An 18,082-nucleotide genomic window follows, 5' to 3' on the forward strand; every position below is an offset into this window, starting at 1 on the left:
AAATTTAAAATGAATGGTTAATGGTTAATTCTAAAAAAAGCGTGACTATTTTTTTATGGTATAGTTGCTATTTAAATAGAGTAGGAAGAAAATGAAGCGGTATTAATCGGTCCATTTTTTTATAAGGCTATAGAGTTTTTCTTTCTTAATAGGTTTAGGAATATAATCATTGCATCCTGCTTTTATAGCCTTTTCATGGTCACCGGCTAATGCATAAGCCGTTTGTGCAATAATTGTTACGTCTTTATTGAAAGTCCTAATTTCTTTCGTAGCTTCATAACCGTTTAATTTTGGCATTTTAATATCCATAAGTATTAAGTTTATATCTGGATTTTTTTTGCAAATCTCCACGGCTTCTAATCCGTTTCTAGCATGAATTATTTCTGCTACTACATCTTTTAACAAAATATCTAAATGTTGGAAACAGGTTTCATCGTCTTCAGAAACTAGTATTTTGGGTACTTTATTTATTGGGCTAAAATCTGTTTTTTGCTCGATAGCATTTTTTATTTTTTCTTCTTTTTTAGATTCGTTATCTTGAATCGGTATACTAAAATAGAATATAGAACCGATTCCTTCCTCTGATTCTAACCCAATAGTACCACCTAATATTTCAACATAGGCTTTGGCTATAGTTAACCCTAGTCCTGAACCTTCAAAAGCCCTTATATCTGAAATGTCTGCTTGTACAAATCGGTCAAAAATGGCTTCTTGTCTATTTTTGGGTATACCAATACCTGTATCTTTAATTTGGCAAAATAATTGTTGATTTTCTAAAGAATAACTAATTTCAATCGTGCCAGTATCGGTGTATTTTATAGCATTTTTAATTAAATTAGTTAGAATAGAATTTATTTTTCTTTGATCGGAATAGATTATAAGGTCTTTTTTAATTATGGGTTTTTTTAAAATAAGATTTAATCCTTTTTGTCTTGCTTCAGATTTAAAAAACTCGTAATTATTTTCAATTTCTTCGCATATATTAAATTCTTTAATGTAAACTTCCATTTGTCCTGTTTCCACTTTAGAAATATCAATCAAATCATTTAAAGTATTCAACATGCGATAACCACTTTTTTGTATAATTTCGATATATTGTTGTTGTTCTTCTCCAGTAAGATTAGGTTCTAAAAGTAAATTGGTAAAACCTACAATGCCATTCATAGGGGTTCTTATTTCATGGCTCATGTTGGCTAAAAATGCCGATTTTAGTCGATCACTTTCTTCTGCTTTGTCTTTAGCTTTTATGAGTTCGCTTTGAACCGATTTAATATCTGTAATATCTAATGCAGTTACCATTTTCAATTTCCTTCCATCTATCCAATCAATGTCTCTTTCATTGCACCTATACCATTTGTTATTGAATTTACTTTTGTAATCCCAAATGCAAGAGTTCGATTTTTCAGAATCGGAGATAATTTGTTTTTCCGTTTTCTTACCTTGAATAATTTCTTCGCTTTTTTTGCCTAAAATAGGAGTGTTATTTTTCCAAACTTCATTAAAAATTTTATTTGTGAAAATGAGTTCATCAGTTTTAGGGTCAACTACATAGACTATTTGATTGATAGCGTCAAAAAGGGTTAGTGTTTTTGCGTGCTGCAATTGTTTTACTTTATCAGCTTCTATTTTGTCGTTTATGTCACTATATATTTGTATTAATCCAATGATTCTATTTTTTGCATCAAATATGGCATCTGCTCTTAAGGAAACCGAGAATTTTCTATTATTTTTATTCATCATTTCTAGTTCGCCATTCCACGATTTGCCTTCCATAATTTTTCCATAGACTTCTTCTGATAAGGAAGATGAACTGTATAAAGTTTTAACTGAATTATGTGGTAGCTCATCATTTTCATAACCAAAAAGTTTTGTAAAGGCTTTATTGTGATAAAAATGAGAACCCTCTTTAGTACTTATAGATATTGCTTCTTTGGTAGAATCAAAGGCTTTTTTAAAATGACGTAGTTTTATAGATTCTTCTTTTCTAATAGAAATGTCTTGTGCAGCACCCCAAAGTGCATAAATAGTTCCATTTTCATCTTTTAAAGCTTCTCCTCTTACCCACATCCATCCTTTCGATTTGTCTTTACGAACAGTTTGTAATTCTAACTCATATGGGATGCCTTCTTTTGCGGTTTTATCTAAAGAAGAGGACAGGATTTCCCAACTCTCCTTTGTAAATAATTTTTTATGCTCTGAATAGGGGGGAACAGGTTTTTCAGAATCAAAACCATACATTTTATATAACTCTTCTGTCCAAGTAACTTCATTTGTAGCGATATCTAAATACCAGCTTCCCACTTTTGCAATTTCTTGTGCTTTTTTAAGATGGGTTTCGCTTTTTGATAATTCTGCTTCTTTGCGTCTTAATTGATTAATATCAACAAATGTAATAACCACACCATCAATTACTTTTTTGTTAGTAATAAACGGAATTATTCGAATTAAATAATGATTTTCTTTGTTATCAATGACTTCTTTTTCAAAAGTAACTAGTTTTTCAAGAGCAATTTTTGAATCTTCTAACATTTGTTTCCAAGCAGCTTCATTGAAATTAGAAGAAAAACTAGAAATAGGTCTTCCATAATCTATTTCTTGAAGGTTGAATAATTTTTGTAAGGTAGGCGTAAATTTTCTTATTCTTAAATTAGCATCTAGAAAAAGTGTACCAATATCTGTGTTATTTAAAAGATTATTAACATCGTTATTTAAATTTTGTAATTCTCTATTTTTTTCTTGTAATTCTGCATTAACTGTATATAGTTCTTCGTTTACAGATTGTAATTCTTCATTGGTGGTTTGTAATTCTTCATTTGAAGCCATTAATTCTTCATTTGAAGATTGCAGTTCTTCATTGCTGGTTTCTAATTCTTCAACAACTTTTTGTAATTCAGCTTTGGTAACAATTAACTCATTTTCTAATTCTTCTTGTCTTTGGCGAGAAATTTCGTCTATAGGAATATCTTTAATAATCATTACCTCTTCCTTAACCTCTTTGTCTTCGCTAAATTGCAATATATATGTATTGATTAATTCTTTGTAGTCATTAGATTTGTGAATTGTAATATCAAATACAAAAGTGGTATGTTCTGTTTTATTTATAAGATCTTTTAAAACTACGGGCTTATTTTCAGTTTCTAATTTTTGAACTCCATTTTTTATTGCTACCGCTATTTTGGGACTAACAATTTTTAATAAATTATTTTGAAACACACCTTCCGATTGAATAATCTTTTTGCCAGCATTACCACTTATAAATAAAACATTGTATTCATTGTCTATAAAAATGGAATCTGGGCTAAACTTTTTCGCTAAATATTTATGAAATACAATTTCTGGACTTGTTTTAAATTTTAAATCAAGACCTGTTCGTATATGTTCAGAAGCTTTAAATTTTAAGTCGTCTAACTTGTTCTCTAATTTGTCATTTTTAGGAATGGATTTTTCATCTGAAATATTTTGATAAATTTTCCATTTTGTATCTACAGTATCGTAATATTTAGCATTATCTCCTAATGATTCACTACTTCCTAAAAACAGAAAACCAAATTTATTTAGCGAAAATTGAAAACGATCCATGATTTTCTTTTGCACTTTATTATCTAAATAAATGAGAAGATTTCTACATGAAATTAAATCCATTTTAATAAATGGAGGATTGAGAAATAAGTTATGTTTTGAAAAGACTATTTTTTCTCTTATGCGTTTAATAATTTGAATTTTATTACCCGTTTTAATAAAATATTGTTCTAAGAAATTTTTCTTTATTTCATTAGCCGTATTCACATGAAATAATCCAGCACTAGCAATACTCACGGCTACTTCATCTACATCTGTTGCAAAAATTTTGAAATCAATGTTTATTTTTTTGGAACGAATATAATTGTCAAGTAGAATGGCAATAGAGTAGGCTTCTTCACCAGTTGAGCAACCAGCAACCCAAATGCGAATGGTTTCAAATGATTTTTTGTTTTTACAAATGGTAGGTATAACTTTATCTTCTAGAATATGGAAAGCCTCTTCGTCTCTAAAAAATCGAGTGACACCTATAAGAAAATCTTGTTGTAAAGCTATTTTTTCTGCTTCATTATTCTTAAGGAAATTGTAATAGTCAAATAATTTGTAAATGCTATTAATTCCCATTCTTTTTTCAATTCTTCGTAGAAGCGTATTTCTCTTGTATTCTCTAAAGTCTATACCTGAATAATTAAAAATATCGGTTAATATATATTGAATTAATTCTTCATTTAATTTGGGATTATAATCATCTTGAATAAAGCTAAGCCTATTCATTTCTAACGTTTTTAGTGTGTTGCCAATTTCTTTCGTTTCAAGAATAAAATCAAATTGATTCGTAGCAATAGCCGAGTTAGGCATGCCGTCAAATTGAGCACTACCTGGTTCTTGAACTAAAACAATGCCACCAGCTTCTTTTATCGTTTTTATACCTCTAGAACCATCTGAACCCGTTCCAGAAAGGATAATTCCAATAGATTTTTCTTTATATTCTTCGCCTAACGAATGGAAAAAGATATCTATAGGAAAGTTTAAATTTTCTTTTGGTCCTTTGTTTATGAGATGTAATTTACCATCTTTTATAAATAAGTTTTTGTTTCTTTGATTGAGATAAATGCAATTAGGTTCTATCTTGAGTTCTTCTTGTGCAGTGAAAATTTTCATTTTTGTGTGTTTAGCCAAAAGTTCTGGCATTAAACTAACAAAGTCTGGTGATAGATGTTGAATAATTACAAATGACATTCCAGTATCTTGTGGAATGTTGTCAAATAAATGTTGAATAGCGTCTAAACCACCAGCCGATGCACCAATACCTACAACATAGAAACTTGAATCTTTATTTATCATACTATACTTTTTATTATCTTATAATTTTTTGTGGTTAATAGATAATAATATTTTTTACTTTTAAGCAAAATAAATGTGGTCTGAAATCTGTAATTTTTCAGATAATTAAAAAAGATACTCAATGTTCTAAGATAGTTTTTTATNAAGATTTGCCAATTATGAAACAAATAATAAAAGAAGTTATCCAAGTTTACAATCAAAAAAGACCTCACTACTCTAATCATATGTTAACTCCAAATCAAATGCATCAACAATCTAATCTAAAAATGAGAACTTATAAAAGAAAAAACACTTGCAAGAACGTTCTTGCAAGTGTTTAATTTAATTATTTTTGTCTAATAAATCTGTATCGATTTTTTAGGACTAGTCATGAAACTACATAGAAGTGAAATTCAAATCCAATCTGTAAATGAATGGAGTAAAAATAGTAATATTAATTTTAGTGGAAAAAAGGTTTTAATTGTAGAAGATACGATTATAAATGCCGTTTTACTTCAAAAAATATTGTCTAAATGGGAAATCCAATCGGAACATGTTGAAAATGGTAAAATTGCATTGGAAAAGATAAAAAATACATCCTATGATTTTATATTAATGGATATACATATGCCTGATATGAATGGAATAGAAGTTACTAAACAAATTAAGACAACTGAAAATTTGAATAAAGATACACCCGTAATTGCATTAACTGCTGATACCATGTTAACTGTTGCTAATTATGAAAATAACTATTTTAACGGATTTTTATGGAAACCATTTGAAATAGATAAGTTGAAAAATGTTTTGCAACAACTGTTTTTGTCTTAAATTATTTTTCGTTTAAATCACTTAGATGAAGACGTAATGCTTTAACTGAAATGCTTATTTCCCAAAAGGATAGCCCTAAAGAGATAAGTAAACTTAACAAAGAAAGACCAAAAAGATAGATGCCCACTAATTGATGGCCTAAAAACAATAATAACATGGCAAATACTGATAAAAATAAGCACATTACTCCAGATAATTGCATGTATCTAATGAGCGTTAATCTTAAATTTAAATTTTTTATTTCTAATAAAATTACTTTGTTTTCCTCTTGATCGTAGGTTTTTTTTAAACTTCTAATGATTTGTGCTATAGTCAAAAACCGATTAGTATACGCTAAAAGTATTAATGAAGTAGCAGAAAAAAGTAGTGCAGGAGTTTCAATTGATAAGTTCATTGTTTTCTTTTGTGATGTTCAAAGTTCGGGAAAATTTTAAAAATTAAAAAAAATCGCTAATCATTATTTTTAGATTAGCGATTAGTTAAGAATTATCTCCTTGCTCTTTTTTTTGTTTTTACCACTGTAGTTTTACCTCTCTTGTTTTTGTGGACAACGGTTGTTCCTCTACGCGAATGTACTACAACTGTTGAACGACTTCTTCTAGGAGTATATACTTTCCTAGCAACTACTACACGTCTTGTAGGTGTTCTTATATAATGTACACGATGAGGAGCACATCGAGTATAGAAAACAGTATGTCCATAAGGCTTCCATGGTTTCCAGCCTCTTGGATAATTTCTCCATCTATAAGGAGATTTCCAAACAACATAACCTGGAGCGTAAATATAGCGTACACTTGGCCAGAACCATACATTTATAATGATTGCAGTAGGGTTAACTTCAAAACTATTTGGACCTTTACCACTTTTATCTATTTTCTCTTCAATTGAAGAAGGTTCTATTATAGTATTTTCTGCATATAAATCTTCATCGCCTTCAATTTGAAGTATAGCTTCTTCATTTCCAGTTTTTTCAATTCCTATGATTGCAATGTCTTGTTTTTCTGTGTCATTTAAATAGGTGCTTAAAACAATAACATGCGTGTCGTTTTCTTGAATGTCGTTTACAATAATATAATCTATTTCTCCATCATCATTTAAATCTAAATTGTTTACATTATTGTTTTCTTCATTAATCATTTTTTCAAAATCTTCTAAATTTGTAGATTTCTTAAAAATGGCTAACGCACCTTCAAGACTAAAGTTATCTCCAGTATGTTCTGGTTGGTCATTTTCTTGTGAAAAAGTTATACTAATTCCTAGAAGAAACACTAAAGTGAAGAATTTTTTCATAAAGTCTATTTTTAAAGTGTAATATTGTAAACTACTCCATTAGAATGCGTATATGTAGCTTGGTTATCACAAGTATTGTTTCCATAATCTAAAATTCCGTCTAGTAAAGCTCCTTGTAAATTAAGTTGCCCTTGTGAAATATAAGTACAAGAATATTTTTTTATTAGAGGACTAACAACAGTAACAGTTAACGAGGAACCATTAGGTCTATTTACGGTATGAGTGCCAGATAAAACTTCGTATTCATTATCATTTAAATCAATAGTATTTACACCAGCAATTTGTTGTACAATTCTAGTTCCGTAAAAAGTAAAAATATTGCCACTAATAGTTGTTAATTTTCCGTTAGTTACTGTTCTTGACCATTTAGGTATTTGTGTATTACTAGTTTGATTTTCATAAACTACCGTACCTTCTATTTTTCTTCCATTCACATAATAATTAGAACGTTCAATTGTCATGTGACTACCATAATTAATTAAGTAATCGTCAAAAGTAATTGTTATTATACCTGAACGTAAAATACCATTATGTAAACAATTTGTTCCAAAATCAATTGCAAATGTTATTGGAAATTGTCCTAAAGTACCACTTTGGACAGAAATTGTTGCACAAGATGGAAAAGACATGGTTGTATTTCCATTTCTATTAGAATAAGTGTCTTGATTATTAGCAACGTCTAACCCTAAATCAAAATCTAATTCATTTGATAAATCAATTTGTGCATTAGCTGTAAGTAATTCTTGGTCTACTGTTATTGTGTCTTCGTCTTTATTACAAGATTGAAATAATGTTGCTGTAACAAAAAGTAGTGTAGCTGTAATAAGATTTAATTTTTTCATAATCAAAGTTTTTATGTTTATAGATAAGATTAAAAAAGATAAAAAAGGTTTAATTGAAATGTTAATTTTTTAACAAATTCTATCCAACAAGTGTGCCAATTTATTTTAGTAACCAATCCTTTTTTGAAATTCCATATACAGGATTTCCTTCAATCCTATTGTTTGATGTAATGTGTCCAATTATTTTTCCGCCTAATTTTTCCATTGCTTTTTGAGATCTAAAATTAGTTTTTCCTACATGAAAATGAACATCATCTACATAATTGAAAGCATAATCTAACATGAGTTTTTTAATTGTAGCATTATAAATTGTACCCCAATATTTTCTTGATAAGAATGTAAATCCTATAACTACATTGCTATTTTCTATATTTAAATCATAATAACGTGAAGAACCTATAATTTTCTTATCTTCTTGGTCAATTATTACAAATGCTCCTTTAGAATCCAAGGCCTTTTGAAAAAAATCTTGAAAAACTTCTTTGATATATCGATCATTATTGGGATGTTGTTCCCATAATAATTTATCTGACGCAATAGCATATAAATCGTTAAAATCTTCTTTTTGTAAAGGACGTATGAGGATTAAATCATTACTTAATATGGGCTGTAAATTCATTATAGTTTGATATTAATTTTATATATTCTACTATATCCGTTTTCATATTGATTGATTTCTTTTTCAAATTCTACAATGGTTTCAAAATGTCTATTGGTAACATGATTTCTCTTACTAGTAAAATATAAGGTGTGGGTATCTCTGTCATAATAAGGACAATAATCCATTGCTTTCGAATTAATTATATTTCCCAAACTTGAAGCTAATTGCCAATTTCCATTTGTGTCTTTATAACTAATATACAAATCACCACTTCCTAAGCCATCATCTCTTTTGTAACCTGTGAAAAGTAAAAAGGATTCATCTGAAGCAATAAAAGCATTAAATTCATAACCCGAAGTATTAATAGCCGTTCCAAGGTTTTCTGGATTAGTAAAAGAATTATTTTTCCAATAACATACAAAAATATCGTCCTTACCTAGTGATTTATCATTTTCGGAAGTAAAATATAAATTCCCATTTAAAGCAACAGATGGGTAAAATTCATCTTTAGCTGAATTAACAGGTATTCCAATGTTAATGGGATGAGACCATTTTTCTTTTGCATCTTTCCTTTCAACATACCAAATGTCATAATCTTTACTTTGGTTTGAAGTGTCTTCCAAAGGTCGGTTTGAAGAGAAGTACAATCGCAATCCATCTGCGCTTAGAAAAGGTTCTATGTCTCTATGGTCACTTGAGAAAGAGACTAATTCAGGAGTTGTCCATTTGTTTTTTATTTTTTTACTGTAGGCAATTCGAGAAATTTCTTCCGTTGTATTTTGTATGGTAAAATAGATTTCATCTTGATTTTTAGAAAGCGTAAAATCTCTACAATTAGTAAATTGGATTAAAAAATCAAAGGCTGGAACTACCGTTTCATTTTGGCTAATACCATTTGCAAAAGTTAGTAAAACGAACCAAAAATATATTGTTTTCATAAAATGATTATTTGGATTCTTTATAGGGAAATTCTAATAAAAAGGCGTGGTATAAGCTGTTGTGTAATATAGTGGCATGATTTTCTTTAGAGAAAAATTGAAAATTTGATTGAATGGTTTTCGGATATTTTTTTAATTCTGAAGCCAAGTTTTTGGCATCTCTAATCATAATCTTATGTTCTTCACCAACTGCTACAAATACATAAACTGGTTTTTGAATCTTGGTTAAATATGTGTTGGCTTTTTGTAACAAGGATTGGTCATCCCACCATAAACTCGGACTAGTAATGATATAATGCGTAAATAATTCTGGTTTTTTGAATAAAATTTCTGTAGCTAACAGACCGCCTAAAGATTGACCAATGATATATTTTTTATTCGAAACCTTATAGTTGTTTGAAACGTAGGGCTGTAATTCTTCTTCAATAAAGCGAATGAATTTTTCAGAACCACCCGTTGTGGGATAACTTTTTTTTAAATCATTTATTTCAGTTGGAAAAGTAAAATCTTGTTTCCTGTCAATATTAGCTATACCTACAACAATAGTTTTTGGCATTTGTAATTGAAGGTTAAAAAATTGAACTAACCCACAAACATGCATGAAATCCTCATTCATGGACCCATCTAATAAATAAATTACTGGATATGTAATGGTGTCATTTTGAGTATATCCTTCTGGTAAATAAATATTTAATATTCGATTTTGAGAAAGAATATCTGAGTATAATGATACAGTTTCTCCAATATTCAGTGATTTTTTATTTTCTTGGCTTACAGTTCTTGTTGATAAGAGAAGAAAAATGAATAATAAGATTTGATGTTTCATGACAATTTATGAAAGTTTATCAAATATAAGTATTTATCAATTTTTATGTAACGATTACTACGATAATGTGACTAACTTTTCATAATAGATTGAATTAAAAAATGAAAAAAAAAATTATTCTAGGTTTGTTTTTATTTAACCCTTACACTATTGAAGTCTTTTCACAAGAAAAAGAAAATAAATCGGAAGAGAAAAAAGTAGAATTAAGTGAAGTGGTATTGACTAAACAAAAAAAAGCAATAGAACAAAAACCAGACAGAACTATTTTTGATTTTGAATCTCAAGCTCATCTTACTACTGGTTCTGTTATGGAAGGTTTGAAAAAGTTACCAGGTTTAATTGTCTCTGATGTAGCAGGAATGATGTATCAAGGAAAACAATTGGATGTTTTTTTAGATGGAAGACCGTTAAATATTTCTTCAAATGATTTGAATGCTTATTTAGAAGGTATGCCTGCCAATAGTATTGAAAAAGTTGAAATAATCACTCAGCCTGGAGCCGAATTTCCAGCAACATCAGGAGGTGCGATTATAAACATTATTACGAGTAAAAAAGCAAGGAGTTATTTAAGTGCTACTTATTCTTCTGGAGCCAATTTTACAAATTATGATAAATTAAGATCAAGGTTTAATAATAGTTTGTTATTAAGTTCAAAAAATAAATACTTTGGTTGGCAATTGAACTTAGGTCAAAATTATAGAGAAACAGCACTATGGTCAACTATTTCTAGTGTAGCTAACCAAGTTGAAACCATATTGTCTGATACAGATTCTGATAGAATAGGGCGTACAACTTTTGCAAAATCTGCTTTTACGTTTGATTTCAAAAGAGATAGGTTGCTCATAAATTATGATGTTAATTTTACCAATAATAGGGTTTATGTGTTAGGAAGTGGTCTTGGTTTTAACACAGATGATAAAACAAATAATAAAAATGTGAGACAAGAAGCCGTAGCTACTTACCAAAAGAGATTTCAAGATAGTCGTAAAAAATTGGATTTTAGGTTGATGTATAATACCAATAAAAATGATTTTAACTTGTTTTCTAGAAATCAAAATACAATAGCTTTAGATAATAATTCTCAATTTGATTATGTGAATTTTAAAATAGATTATTCTCAAGATCTAAAAATTTTAGATGAAGGTAAAATGAGTGTTGGAACATTATATGATAATCTTACTTTTGAAACACAAAGTTTTGGGACTACAAATCTTGATTACTCTAGACGCACAGCAGCCACTTATTTAGAATTCCAAAGTTCGTATAAAAATTTTGATTTTATTTTAGGAGGTAGAACAGAAGATTATTTTATAAACGGTAAGACCGATACAAATGAATTAATTCCATTTAATCAATTTAGATTTTTTCCTAATGCAAGTATTCAATACAATTTTGCACCACAAATATTTTTAAATTTAAATTATAATAAAAAGATAAGTTTGCCAAGCACTACATCTTTAAATCCAAACAATACAAATTATCAAAATCCTAATATAAATTATTCGGGTAATCCTCAATTACAGCCCACTATTTTTAACAATTTTGAAGCAAAGATAAGTGCTTTTGATTATGCATTTATAGGATATAATGTGAGTATGATTGATAATCAAGTTATTAATAGAGTATTGCAAAACAACACTTCTGTATCCAATACTACAATAAACGTTGATCAATTAAAGATTCATAATTTTAATCTTGGGTTACCACTGCCCTATATGTTATTTACAAAAGGGTTAAAAGAAACTATGAAGTTTGATTTTAATCCAGATAAGATTAATTTTTTATATGTATATACGGGGTATCAACTACATGAAATACCCGATTTAAATTCAAAAGGTTTTTGGGTGTTTAATTTAATGTCTCAAATAATTTTGCCAAAGGAAATAAAGTTTGTGGCTAATTATAATTATAATACAAAAGGAGGAAACTATTATTATTTTATTGCTAATAGACCTTTCAACCAGAGTTTAGATTTAACCTTTTCAAAGAAGTTTTTCAAAGATCAATTATCTATATCCATAAATGTTGATGATTTGTTGAATACAAATAGACAAAGTTTTGGTTCTTCCGGAACAGATTTATTGTTGCAAAGTAAATACGATTCAAGAAGATTTGGATTTTCTTTAAATTATAAGATACCTACTAAAAATAAATTAGCAAAAGAAGATGCTAATTTGTTAAACAAGGAGAAAAAAGAAGATAACATTCAAATTGGGAATTAATAAAATAGAAAAAACCGTCTAAAAAGAAATTAGACGGTTTTTCATGCTTGATCTGTTTGTTTGTTGATTACAAATTTATAACGAATTTTAAAATTGGTTTTACAATAAAATTATAGATTTTGTTAAAGTTTTATTCTTCATTATACATAGCCCTAATTTGTTCTTTGTCTCCAGTTGATAAATAAGCTCTTTGTAAATTCCAGATGGAACCATCTTTTTTTGTCATAATAGGTGTGTTACTATCATATACCACAGAAGCACTCGCTCTTGAACCATATAGCATTATGGAGTTGTAATCAAAAGGAGTAGTAGTGCGAGTTTTACTCTTCTCATAAGGGGAAACCCAATTTGGTTTTAGATTAGTATAATTTATTTTAATAAAATTATCCCTATCTGATTTTTTTTGTTCATGAAATAAACCTATCGAATGACCAATTTCATGAGCTATATTTCCAGAGCCATAGTACCTTGGGTCAATACTAATGATTTGCTCACCACCTTTCTTGCCAATGCTGGTTGTGTAAGCTGATCCATTATAATTTTGTTTTATTAAAATATAATCTCCTTTTTTTTCAGAAATTTCAATAAAGTTAAAATCCAATTGTGTACCCCACATTCTTGTAGCTACTAACCATTTTTCTTTTAAATCGCTAGAAATACTATCTGCAAATTTCCAACGGATATTTTTTTCAGGCCAAAGGTTTTTTTTCGACTGATTTACATCTTTTTTTTCATTTAATAATTTAAAATCCTCTCTTTCTAAAACTATATCCCCATCAAATAAATATTTATTATTTTCAATTTCGAGTAATTTTATTTTATTGTCCAAATAAATAGCTTCTATTATTCTTCCTGTTTTTTTAGGATTATAAATTTCATCGGTTATAGAATTAATTTCATAAGTGTTATCTGTTATCTCTGTTGTGTTATTATTAACACATGAAATAAAGAAAAAAGAATAAATTATTAAATGATGAAATTTTTTTGTAAAAATTTTTATCATAAATCAAAAATGTTTGTTGTTTGTATGATAAAATTAGATAAAATGAGTGGTTAAAATTTACAAAAATATTGCAGATATTGTTAAATATTTTGTGTTAAGTTATTGCTATCTCGATTTAATATTTTTCTCACAAAGTAGTATGATTTCAAGAATTCTATTTTGCCTTGTTTCTTCTCTTTTAGCTTGATTTAACCAATGCAAGTATCCTTTTTTATAAGTTTTACTAAAATTTAAGAAATTGGAATGTGCTGTAGGGTTGTTAGTAAATGAGCGCAATAAATCAGAAGGGATTTCTAAATTCTCTACCGCATCTAAACTTTCCCATGATCCATTTGACTTAGCAATAGTAATTTTTTTTAAGCCGCTTTCATGAATTAATTCTTTTTCTAGCAATTCTTCAATATAGGATTTGTTTAATTTGCTCCACGCACTCTTGTCTTTTCGCGGTGTAAATAATTGTTTTCTACTGTTTTCATCTAATCTTTTTACTGTAGAATCAATCCATCCATAACATAAAGCTACTTTTACAGCTTCTTCCCAACGCATACTTTCTAATTCACTTGCTACTTTGTGAAAAATTAAATAAACACCTTCAAAACTAGTATGATTTTCATGTAACCAATTTCTCCATTCAAAATCATTTTTAAAATATAGTATAGGTTTTTCTTTCATGTAATTTTAGTACCTTTGTTGTCAAATAGTTGTCTCAAATAGTATGAGTTTAAAAATCAAAAATAAGGAAGAATTTTTAAATACTATTTCCCATGGAGTAGGTATTTTATTAGGAGTGTTTGGATTAGTTGTTTTATTGTTAAAAAATCGACAGGCTACTCATTTTAGTACATTGAGTATTTGGATTTATGGTTTTTCTTTAATTGCTCTATATACAGCTTCAACGGTTTATCATGCTATTGAACATGAAGGGAGAAAGAAAAAGGCCCAGATAATGGATCATATCGGAATTTTTCTCCTTATTGCAGGAACTTATACACCAGTTTGTTTGATTACATTAGAACAAACTACAGGTTGGCGTTTGTTTTTTATTATATGGAGTATTGCTGGAATAGGATTAGTAATGAAATTATTTCTTACAGGAAAAGTAGAGAAATTATCTCTAATAATGTATCTATTAATGGGCTGGTTGGTTGTTGCTGAATTGAACCAATTGTTAGATTTACTTTCTACTGAAGCTTTAACTTATATGGCAATTGGAGGTGTGTTTTATACATTAGGCACTCTTTTTTATGCTTCTAAGCGAATTCCATACGGTCATTTTATTTGGCACTTATTCGTTTTAGGAGGAAGTATTTCGCATTATTTTATGATTTACAGTATTGTTTGAAAAATTAATATTAAAGTAAAAAAACCTGCAAGTGAAAATTTGCAGGTTTGTCTTAATACATAATTCTTTTGTCTTAATACTATTTCAGCGTTTCAAAACTACGTTTTACAAAAGAAGTTAATTCTTCTCCTTTTAATAAACCTTGTGATAATTTAGCTAAATCTAAGGCTTGTTTTACTAAACTGGCTTTTACTTCGTCATTTTCTGTATTTAAAATAGAAGTCGCTAACTCAGAATTGGTATTTACCACTAAATTATACATTTCTGGGAAATTACCCATACCAAACATACCACCACCACCAGACTGACTCATTTCTTTCATACGTCTCATGAATTCTGGTTGAGTAATTAGAAAAGGTGCTGATTTGCTGTCCATTGCTTCTAATTGAACACTGTATTTCTCTTTAGGAACATTGGCTTCAATTACCGATTTTAAACTTTCTTTTTCTTCATCTGATAATTTTGAAAGTTGTGCATCCTCTTTTTGAATTAATTTTTCAATAACATCACCATCAACGCGTGCAAAAGTAAGATTCTCATTGTCTGCTTCTAATTTTTGAATTAAATGCGACACAATTGGACTATCTAATAACAATATTTCATATCCTTTTTCTTTCGCAGCTTCAATATAACTGTGTTGTGCTTCTTTATTAGAAGCGTATAGTAAAACTAGTTTTCCGTCTTTGTTGGTTTGGGAATCTTTTAATTGCTCTTTTAATTCTGCTAAAGTGTAATATTTTTCATCAACTGTTGGGTATAATACAAAATCACCTGCTTTCTCATAAAATTTAGGCTCAGAAAGCATTCCGTATTCTAATACAATTTTAATGTCGTTCCATTTTGCTTCAAAATCAGTTCTATTTTCGTTGAATAACGATTTTAATTTATCTGAAACTTTACGAGTAATATAATTAGAAATTTTCTTTACATTTCCGTCTGCTTGTAAATAAGATCTTGAAACATTTAATGGAATATCAGGTGAATCAATCACACCTTTTAGCATAGTCAAAAATTCGGGTACAATTCCATCCACATTATCTGTTACAAAAACCTGATTTTGGTACAATTGGATTTTGTCTTTTTGAATTTGTAAGTCAGCTCCTAATTTTGGAAAATACAGAATACCTGTTAAATTAAATGGATAATCCACATTTAGGTGAATATGAAATAAAGGTTCGTCAAATTGCATTGGATACAACTCACGATAAAAACTTTTGTAATCTTCATCGTTTAAATCACTTGGTTGTTTTGTCCAAGCTGGATTGGGATTGTTAATAATGCTCTCAACCTCTTTATATTCTGTTTTATAATCTTCAGGAGCATCTTCTGGTCTTGGTAACGCTTCTTGCTTAGTTCCAAAAACAATTGGAATAGGCATGAATTTGTTGTATTTAGTAAGTAAACCTTTAATTTTTCCGTCTTCTAAAAATTCTAAAGAATCTTCTGCGATATGAAGAATAATTTCGGTACCTCTTTCTGTCTTATCATGAGGAACCAAAGTAAATTCTGGACTTCCATCACAAGACCAGTGAGCAGCTGGTTCATCTTTATAAGATTTAGTGATGATATCCACTTTTGATGCCACCATAAATGCCGAATAAAAACCTAAACCAAAATGACCTATAACACCTGAATCTTTGGCAGTATCTTTGTATTTTTCTAAAAATTCTTCTGCACCAGAAAAAGCAATTTGGTTGATGTATTTTTCTACTTCTTCTAGGGTCATTCCTAAACCTTGATCGATAATGTGTAATTTTTTACCTTCTTTATCAATTTTTACTTCAATTTTTGGGTTACCATATTCTACTTTGGCTTCACCAATACTAGTTAGATGTTTTAGTTTTAATGTTGCATCTGTCGCATTTGAAATTAATTCACGTAAGAAAATTTCGTGATCACTGTATAAAAATTTTTTAATTAACGGAAAGATGTTTTCTACTGATACATTTATTTTTCCACTTGACATATTTAATTCTTTTTTAATTATACTTTTTGATTCAATAACTTAACAAAAGGAATACCAATTTATAGAAACTGACAAATTGACTGAATGGAAATTTTAGAATTGAAAAATGATATTATGTAACTAATAATGAAATTTTCCATTATACATTTGTAAAAGAAATTTAAACAAAAAAACAAAATGAAAAGATTATTTTTAATACTAGGTATAGTTATTTCGATAGCATCTTGTAAATCTACATCTCCTGTAGGAACAAAATTAGATATGAAATCAGAAGTAGCTTTAAAAGGAGATTGGATTCTTTCTCATGTGAGTTATCCAAACTCAGATTATGTTAAGTTAAAATCATTTGACTTAGTTGATTCTAACTGTTTCGTAGGAAGTAGATGGAATTTTGTATCAAACAACAACAAAGGTTCATTTAACTTGACAAATACGGCTTGTTCTTTATATTCATCTGCCATTACTTGGTATGTTAATAAAGAGGGTCGATTTGTAATGAAAATTTTAGATGCAGAAAAAGCAAAGAAAGTTGAGTCGGGTTATGTTTTAGATCTAATAAATGTTACCGAATCAACATTTCAATTGATAGATCATGTAGTTATAGCTGGAAAAAATACCGATGTAACTTATCAATTTGTAAGAAATAATTAAAAAATAAAAATATGAAAAAGTCAATAATACTATTATCTGCTTTATCAATGAGTTTACTAGTAAGCTTAAATAGTTGTAAAGCAGTAAAGAATTCAAATAATACTCAAAAAGGAGCTGCTATAGGAGCAGTAGGTGGAGCAATTATAGGTGGAGTAATTGGAAATAATGTAGGGAAAGGTGGTAATGGTGCTTTAGGTGCTGTAATTGGTGGTGTTGTAGGTGGAGTTGCCGGTGGTGTTATAGGTAATAAAATGGATAAACAAGCTAGAGAAATTGAAACTGCCTTACCTGGTGCCGAGGTAAAAAGAGTAGGAGAAGGTATCCAATTAGTTTTGGGAGAAAATTCGGTTAATTTTGATTTTAATAAAGCTACTTTAACACCTTTGGCAAAACAAAATTTAGACAAATTAGTTCCTGTATTTAAAGATTATGCAGATACAGATATTACTATATTTGGTTATACTGATAGTAAAGGTGCTGATGATTATAATCTAAATTTATCTCAGCAAAGAGCTACTAGCGTAAAAAATTATTTAGTTCAAAAAGGACTATCCTCTTCTCGATTTGTAATAAAAGGTATGGGAGAAGCTGACCCAATAGCTGATAACGAAACGGATGCAGGAAGAAGCAAAAATAGACGTGTTGAATTTGCTATTGTTGCTAATGAAAAAATGATACAAGATGCTCAAAAAGAAGGGCAGAATTAAAGATAAAAGCTATGAAAAAGA

The 18,082-nt window shown here is 28.8% G+C and carries 15 protein-coding genes and 1 pseudogene; 6 read left to right on the top strand and 10 right to left on the bottom strand.

What is annotated here, in order from left to right; all coding sequences use genetic code 11:
• Nucleotides 1-102 precede the first annotated feature (102 nt).
• A complete protein-coding gene (locus tag HALO113_RS10790; RefSeq protein ID WP_159779022.1) occupies nucleotides 103-4,863 on the bottom strand; it encodes a chemotaxis protein CheB in 4,761 nt (1,586 codons plus the stop codon).
• Nucleotides 4,864-5,007: 144 nt separating this feature from the next.
• On the opposite strand from HALO113_RS10790, the pseudogene HALO113_RS10795 reads away from it, so the two are divergent.
• Both HALO113_RS10795 and HALO113_RS10800 read left to right on the top strand, forming a co-directional pair.
• Nucleotides 5,008-5,183, top strand: a pseudogene (locus HALO113_RS10795) (hypothetical protein); the annotation flags it as partial.
• Nucleotides 5,184-5,232: 49 nt separating this feature from the next.
• The gene (locus tag HALO113_RS10800) at nucleotides 5,233-5,673 is read left to right on the top strand and encodes a response regulator (protein WP_159779023.1); all 441 of its coding nucleotides are present in this window, start codon (nucleotides 5,233-5,235) and stop codon (nucleotides 5,671-5,673) included.
• Nucleotide 5,674: 1 nt separating this feature from the next.
• Here HALO113_RS10800 and HALO113_RS10805 read toward each other — a convergent pair whose 3' ends face one another.
• The 6 genes from HALO113_RS10805 to HALO113_RS10830 form a co-directional block, all read right to left on the bottom strand.
• Nucleotides 5,675-6,067, bottom strand: a complete 393-nt coding sequence (locus HALO113_RS10805; protein WP_159779024.1) for a DUF2721 domain-containing protein — start codon at nucleotides 6,065-6,067, stop codon at nucleotides 5,675-5,677.
• A gap of 92 nt (nucleotides 6,068-6,159) precedes the next feature.
• Nucleotides 6,160-6,963, bottom strand: a complete 804-nt coding sequence (locus HALO113_RS10810) for a hypothetical protein (RefSeq protein ID WP_159779025.1) — start codon at nucleotides 6,961-6,963, stop codon at nucleotides 6,160-6,162.
• A gap of 11 nt (nucleotides 6,964-6,974) precedes the next feature.
• Nucleotides 6,975-7,805, bottom strand: coding sequence for a hypothetical protein (locus HALO113_RS10815; protein WP_159779026.1), 831 nt, complete (start codon nucleotides 7,803-7,805; stop codon nucleotides 6,975-6,977).
• A 100-nt stretch (nucleotides 7,806-7,905) separates the two neighbouring features.
• Nucleotides 7,906-8,424: a GNAT family N-acetyltransferase gene (locus HALO113_RS10820; protein ID WP_159779027.1), complete on the bottom strand. Its 519-nt coding sequence runs from the start codon at nucleotides 8,422-8,424 to the stop codon at nucleotides 7,906-7,908.
• On the bottom strand, nucleotides 8,424-9,344 hold the full coding sequence (locus HALO113_RS10825; RefSeq protein ID WP_159779028.1) for a PD40 domain-containing protein: 921 nt from the start codon (nucleotides 9,342-9,344) through the stop codon (nucleotides 8,424-8,426). Before HALO113_RS10825 ends, HALO113_RS10820 begins: the two co-directional genes overlap by 1 nt.
• 7 nt (nucleotides 9,345-9,351) lie before the next feature.
• Nucleotides 9,352-10,170, bottom strand: coding sequence for an alpha/beta hydrolase (locus tag HALO113_RS10830; protein WP_159779029.1), 819 nt, complete (start codon nucleotides 10,168-10,170; stop codon nucleotides 9,352-9,354).
• A 101-nt stretch (nucleotides 10,171-10,271) separates the two neighbouring features.
• On the opposite strand from HALO113_RS10830, the gene HALO113_RS10835 reads away from it, so the two are divergent.
• Nucleotides 10,272-12,392 (top strand): TonB-dependent receptor domain-containing protein, encoded by a 2,121-nt coding sequence (locus HALO113_RS10835; RefSeq protein WP_159779030.1) that lies wholly within the window; start codon nucleotides 10,272-10,274, stop codon nucleotides 12,390-12,392.
• A 130-nt stretch (nucleotides 12,393-12,522) separates the two neighbouring features.
• On the opposite strand, the gene HALO113_RS10840 is transcribed toward HALO113_RS10835, so the two are convergent.
• Nucleotides 12,523-13,395, bottom strand: coding sequence for a M12 family metallopeptidase (locus tag HALO113_RS10840; RefSeq protein ID WP_159779031.1), 873 nt, complete (start codon nucleotides 13,393-13,395; stop codon nucleotides 12,523-12,525).
• A gap of 105 nt (nucleotides 13,396-13,500) precedes the next feature.
• A complete protein-coding gene (locus HALO113_RS10845; protein WP_159779032.1) occupies nucleotides 13,501-14,067 on the bottom strand; it encodes a YdeI family protein in 567 nt (188 codons plus the stop codon).
• Between the two features lie 43 nt (nucleotides 14,068-14,110).
• Here HALO113_RS10845 and HALO113_RS10850 point away from each other — a divergent pair, with 43 nt between their 5' ends.
• Complete coding sequence (locus HALO113_RS10850) at nucleotides 14,111-14,737, top strand: hemolysin III family protein (RefSeq protein WP_159779033.1); 627 nt, start codon at nucleotides 14,111-14,113, stop codon at nucleotides 14,735-14,737.
• 79 nt (nucleotides 14,738-14,816) lie between these two features.
• On the opposite strand, the gene htpG is transcribed toward HALO113_RS10850, so the two are convergent.
• On the bottom strand, nucleotides 14,817-16,703 hold the full coding sequence (gene htpG, locus HALO113_RS10855; RefSeq protein ID WP_159779034.1) for a molecular chaperone HtpG: 1,887 nt from the start codon (nucleotides 16,701-16,703) through the stop codon (nucleotides 14,817-14,819).
• A gap of 177 nt (nucleotides 16,704-16,880) precedes the next feature.
• On the opposite strand from htpG, the gene HALO113_RS10860 reads away from it, so the two are divergent.
• Both HALO113_RS10860 and HALO113_RS10865 read left to right on the top strand, forming a co-directional pair.
• Nucleotides 16,881-17,354 carry a lipocalin family protein gene (locus HALO113_RS10860; RefSeq protein WP_159779035.1) on the top strand — a complete coding sequence of 158 codons (474 nt, stop codon included), beginning with the start codon at nucleotides 16,881-16,883 and terminating at the stop codon, nucleotides 17,352-17,354.
• 11 nt (nucleotides 17,355-17,365) lie between these two features.
• Nucleotides 17,366-18,061, top strand: a complete 696-nt coding sequence (locus HALO113_RS10865; RefSeq protein ID WP_159779036.1) for an OmpA family protein — start codon at nucleotides 17,366-17,368, stop codon at nucleotides 18,059-18,061.
• The last annotated feature ends 21 nt before the right edge of the window (nucleotides 18,062-18,082 follow it).

Source organism: Flavobacterium sp. 9AF (assembly GCF_902506265.1).
GTDB lineage: Bacteria > Bacteroidota > Bacteroidia > Flavobacteriales > Flavobacteriaceae > Flavobacterium.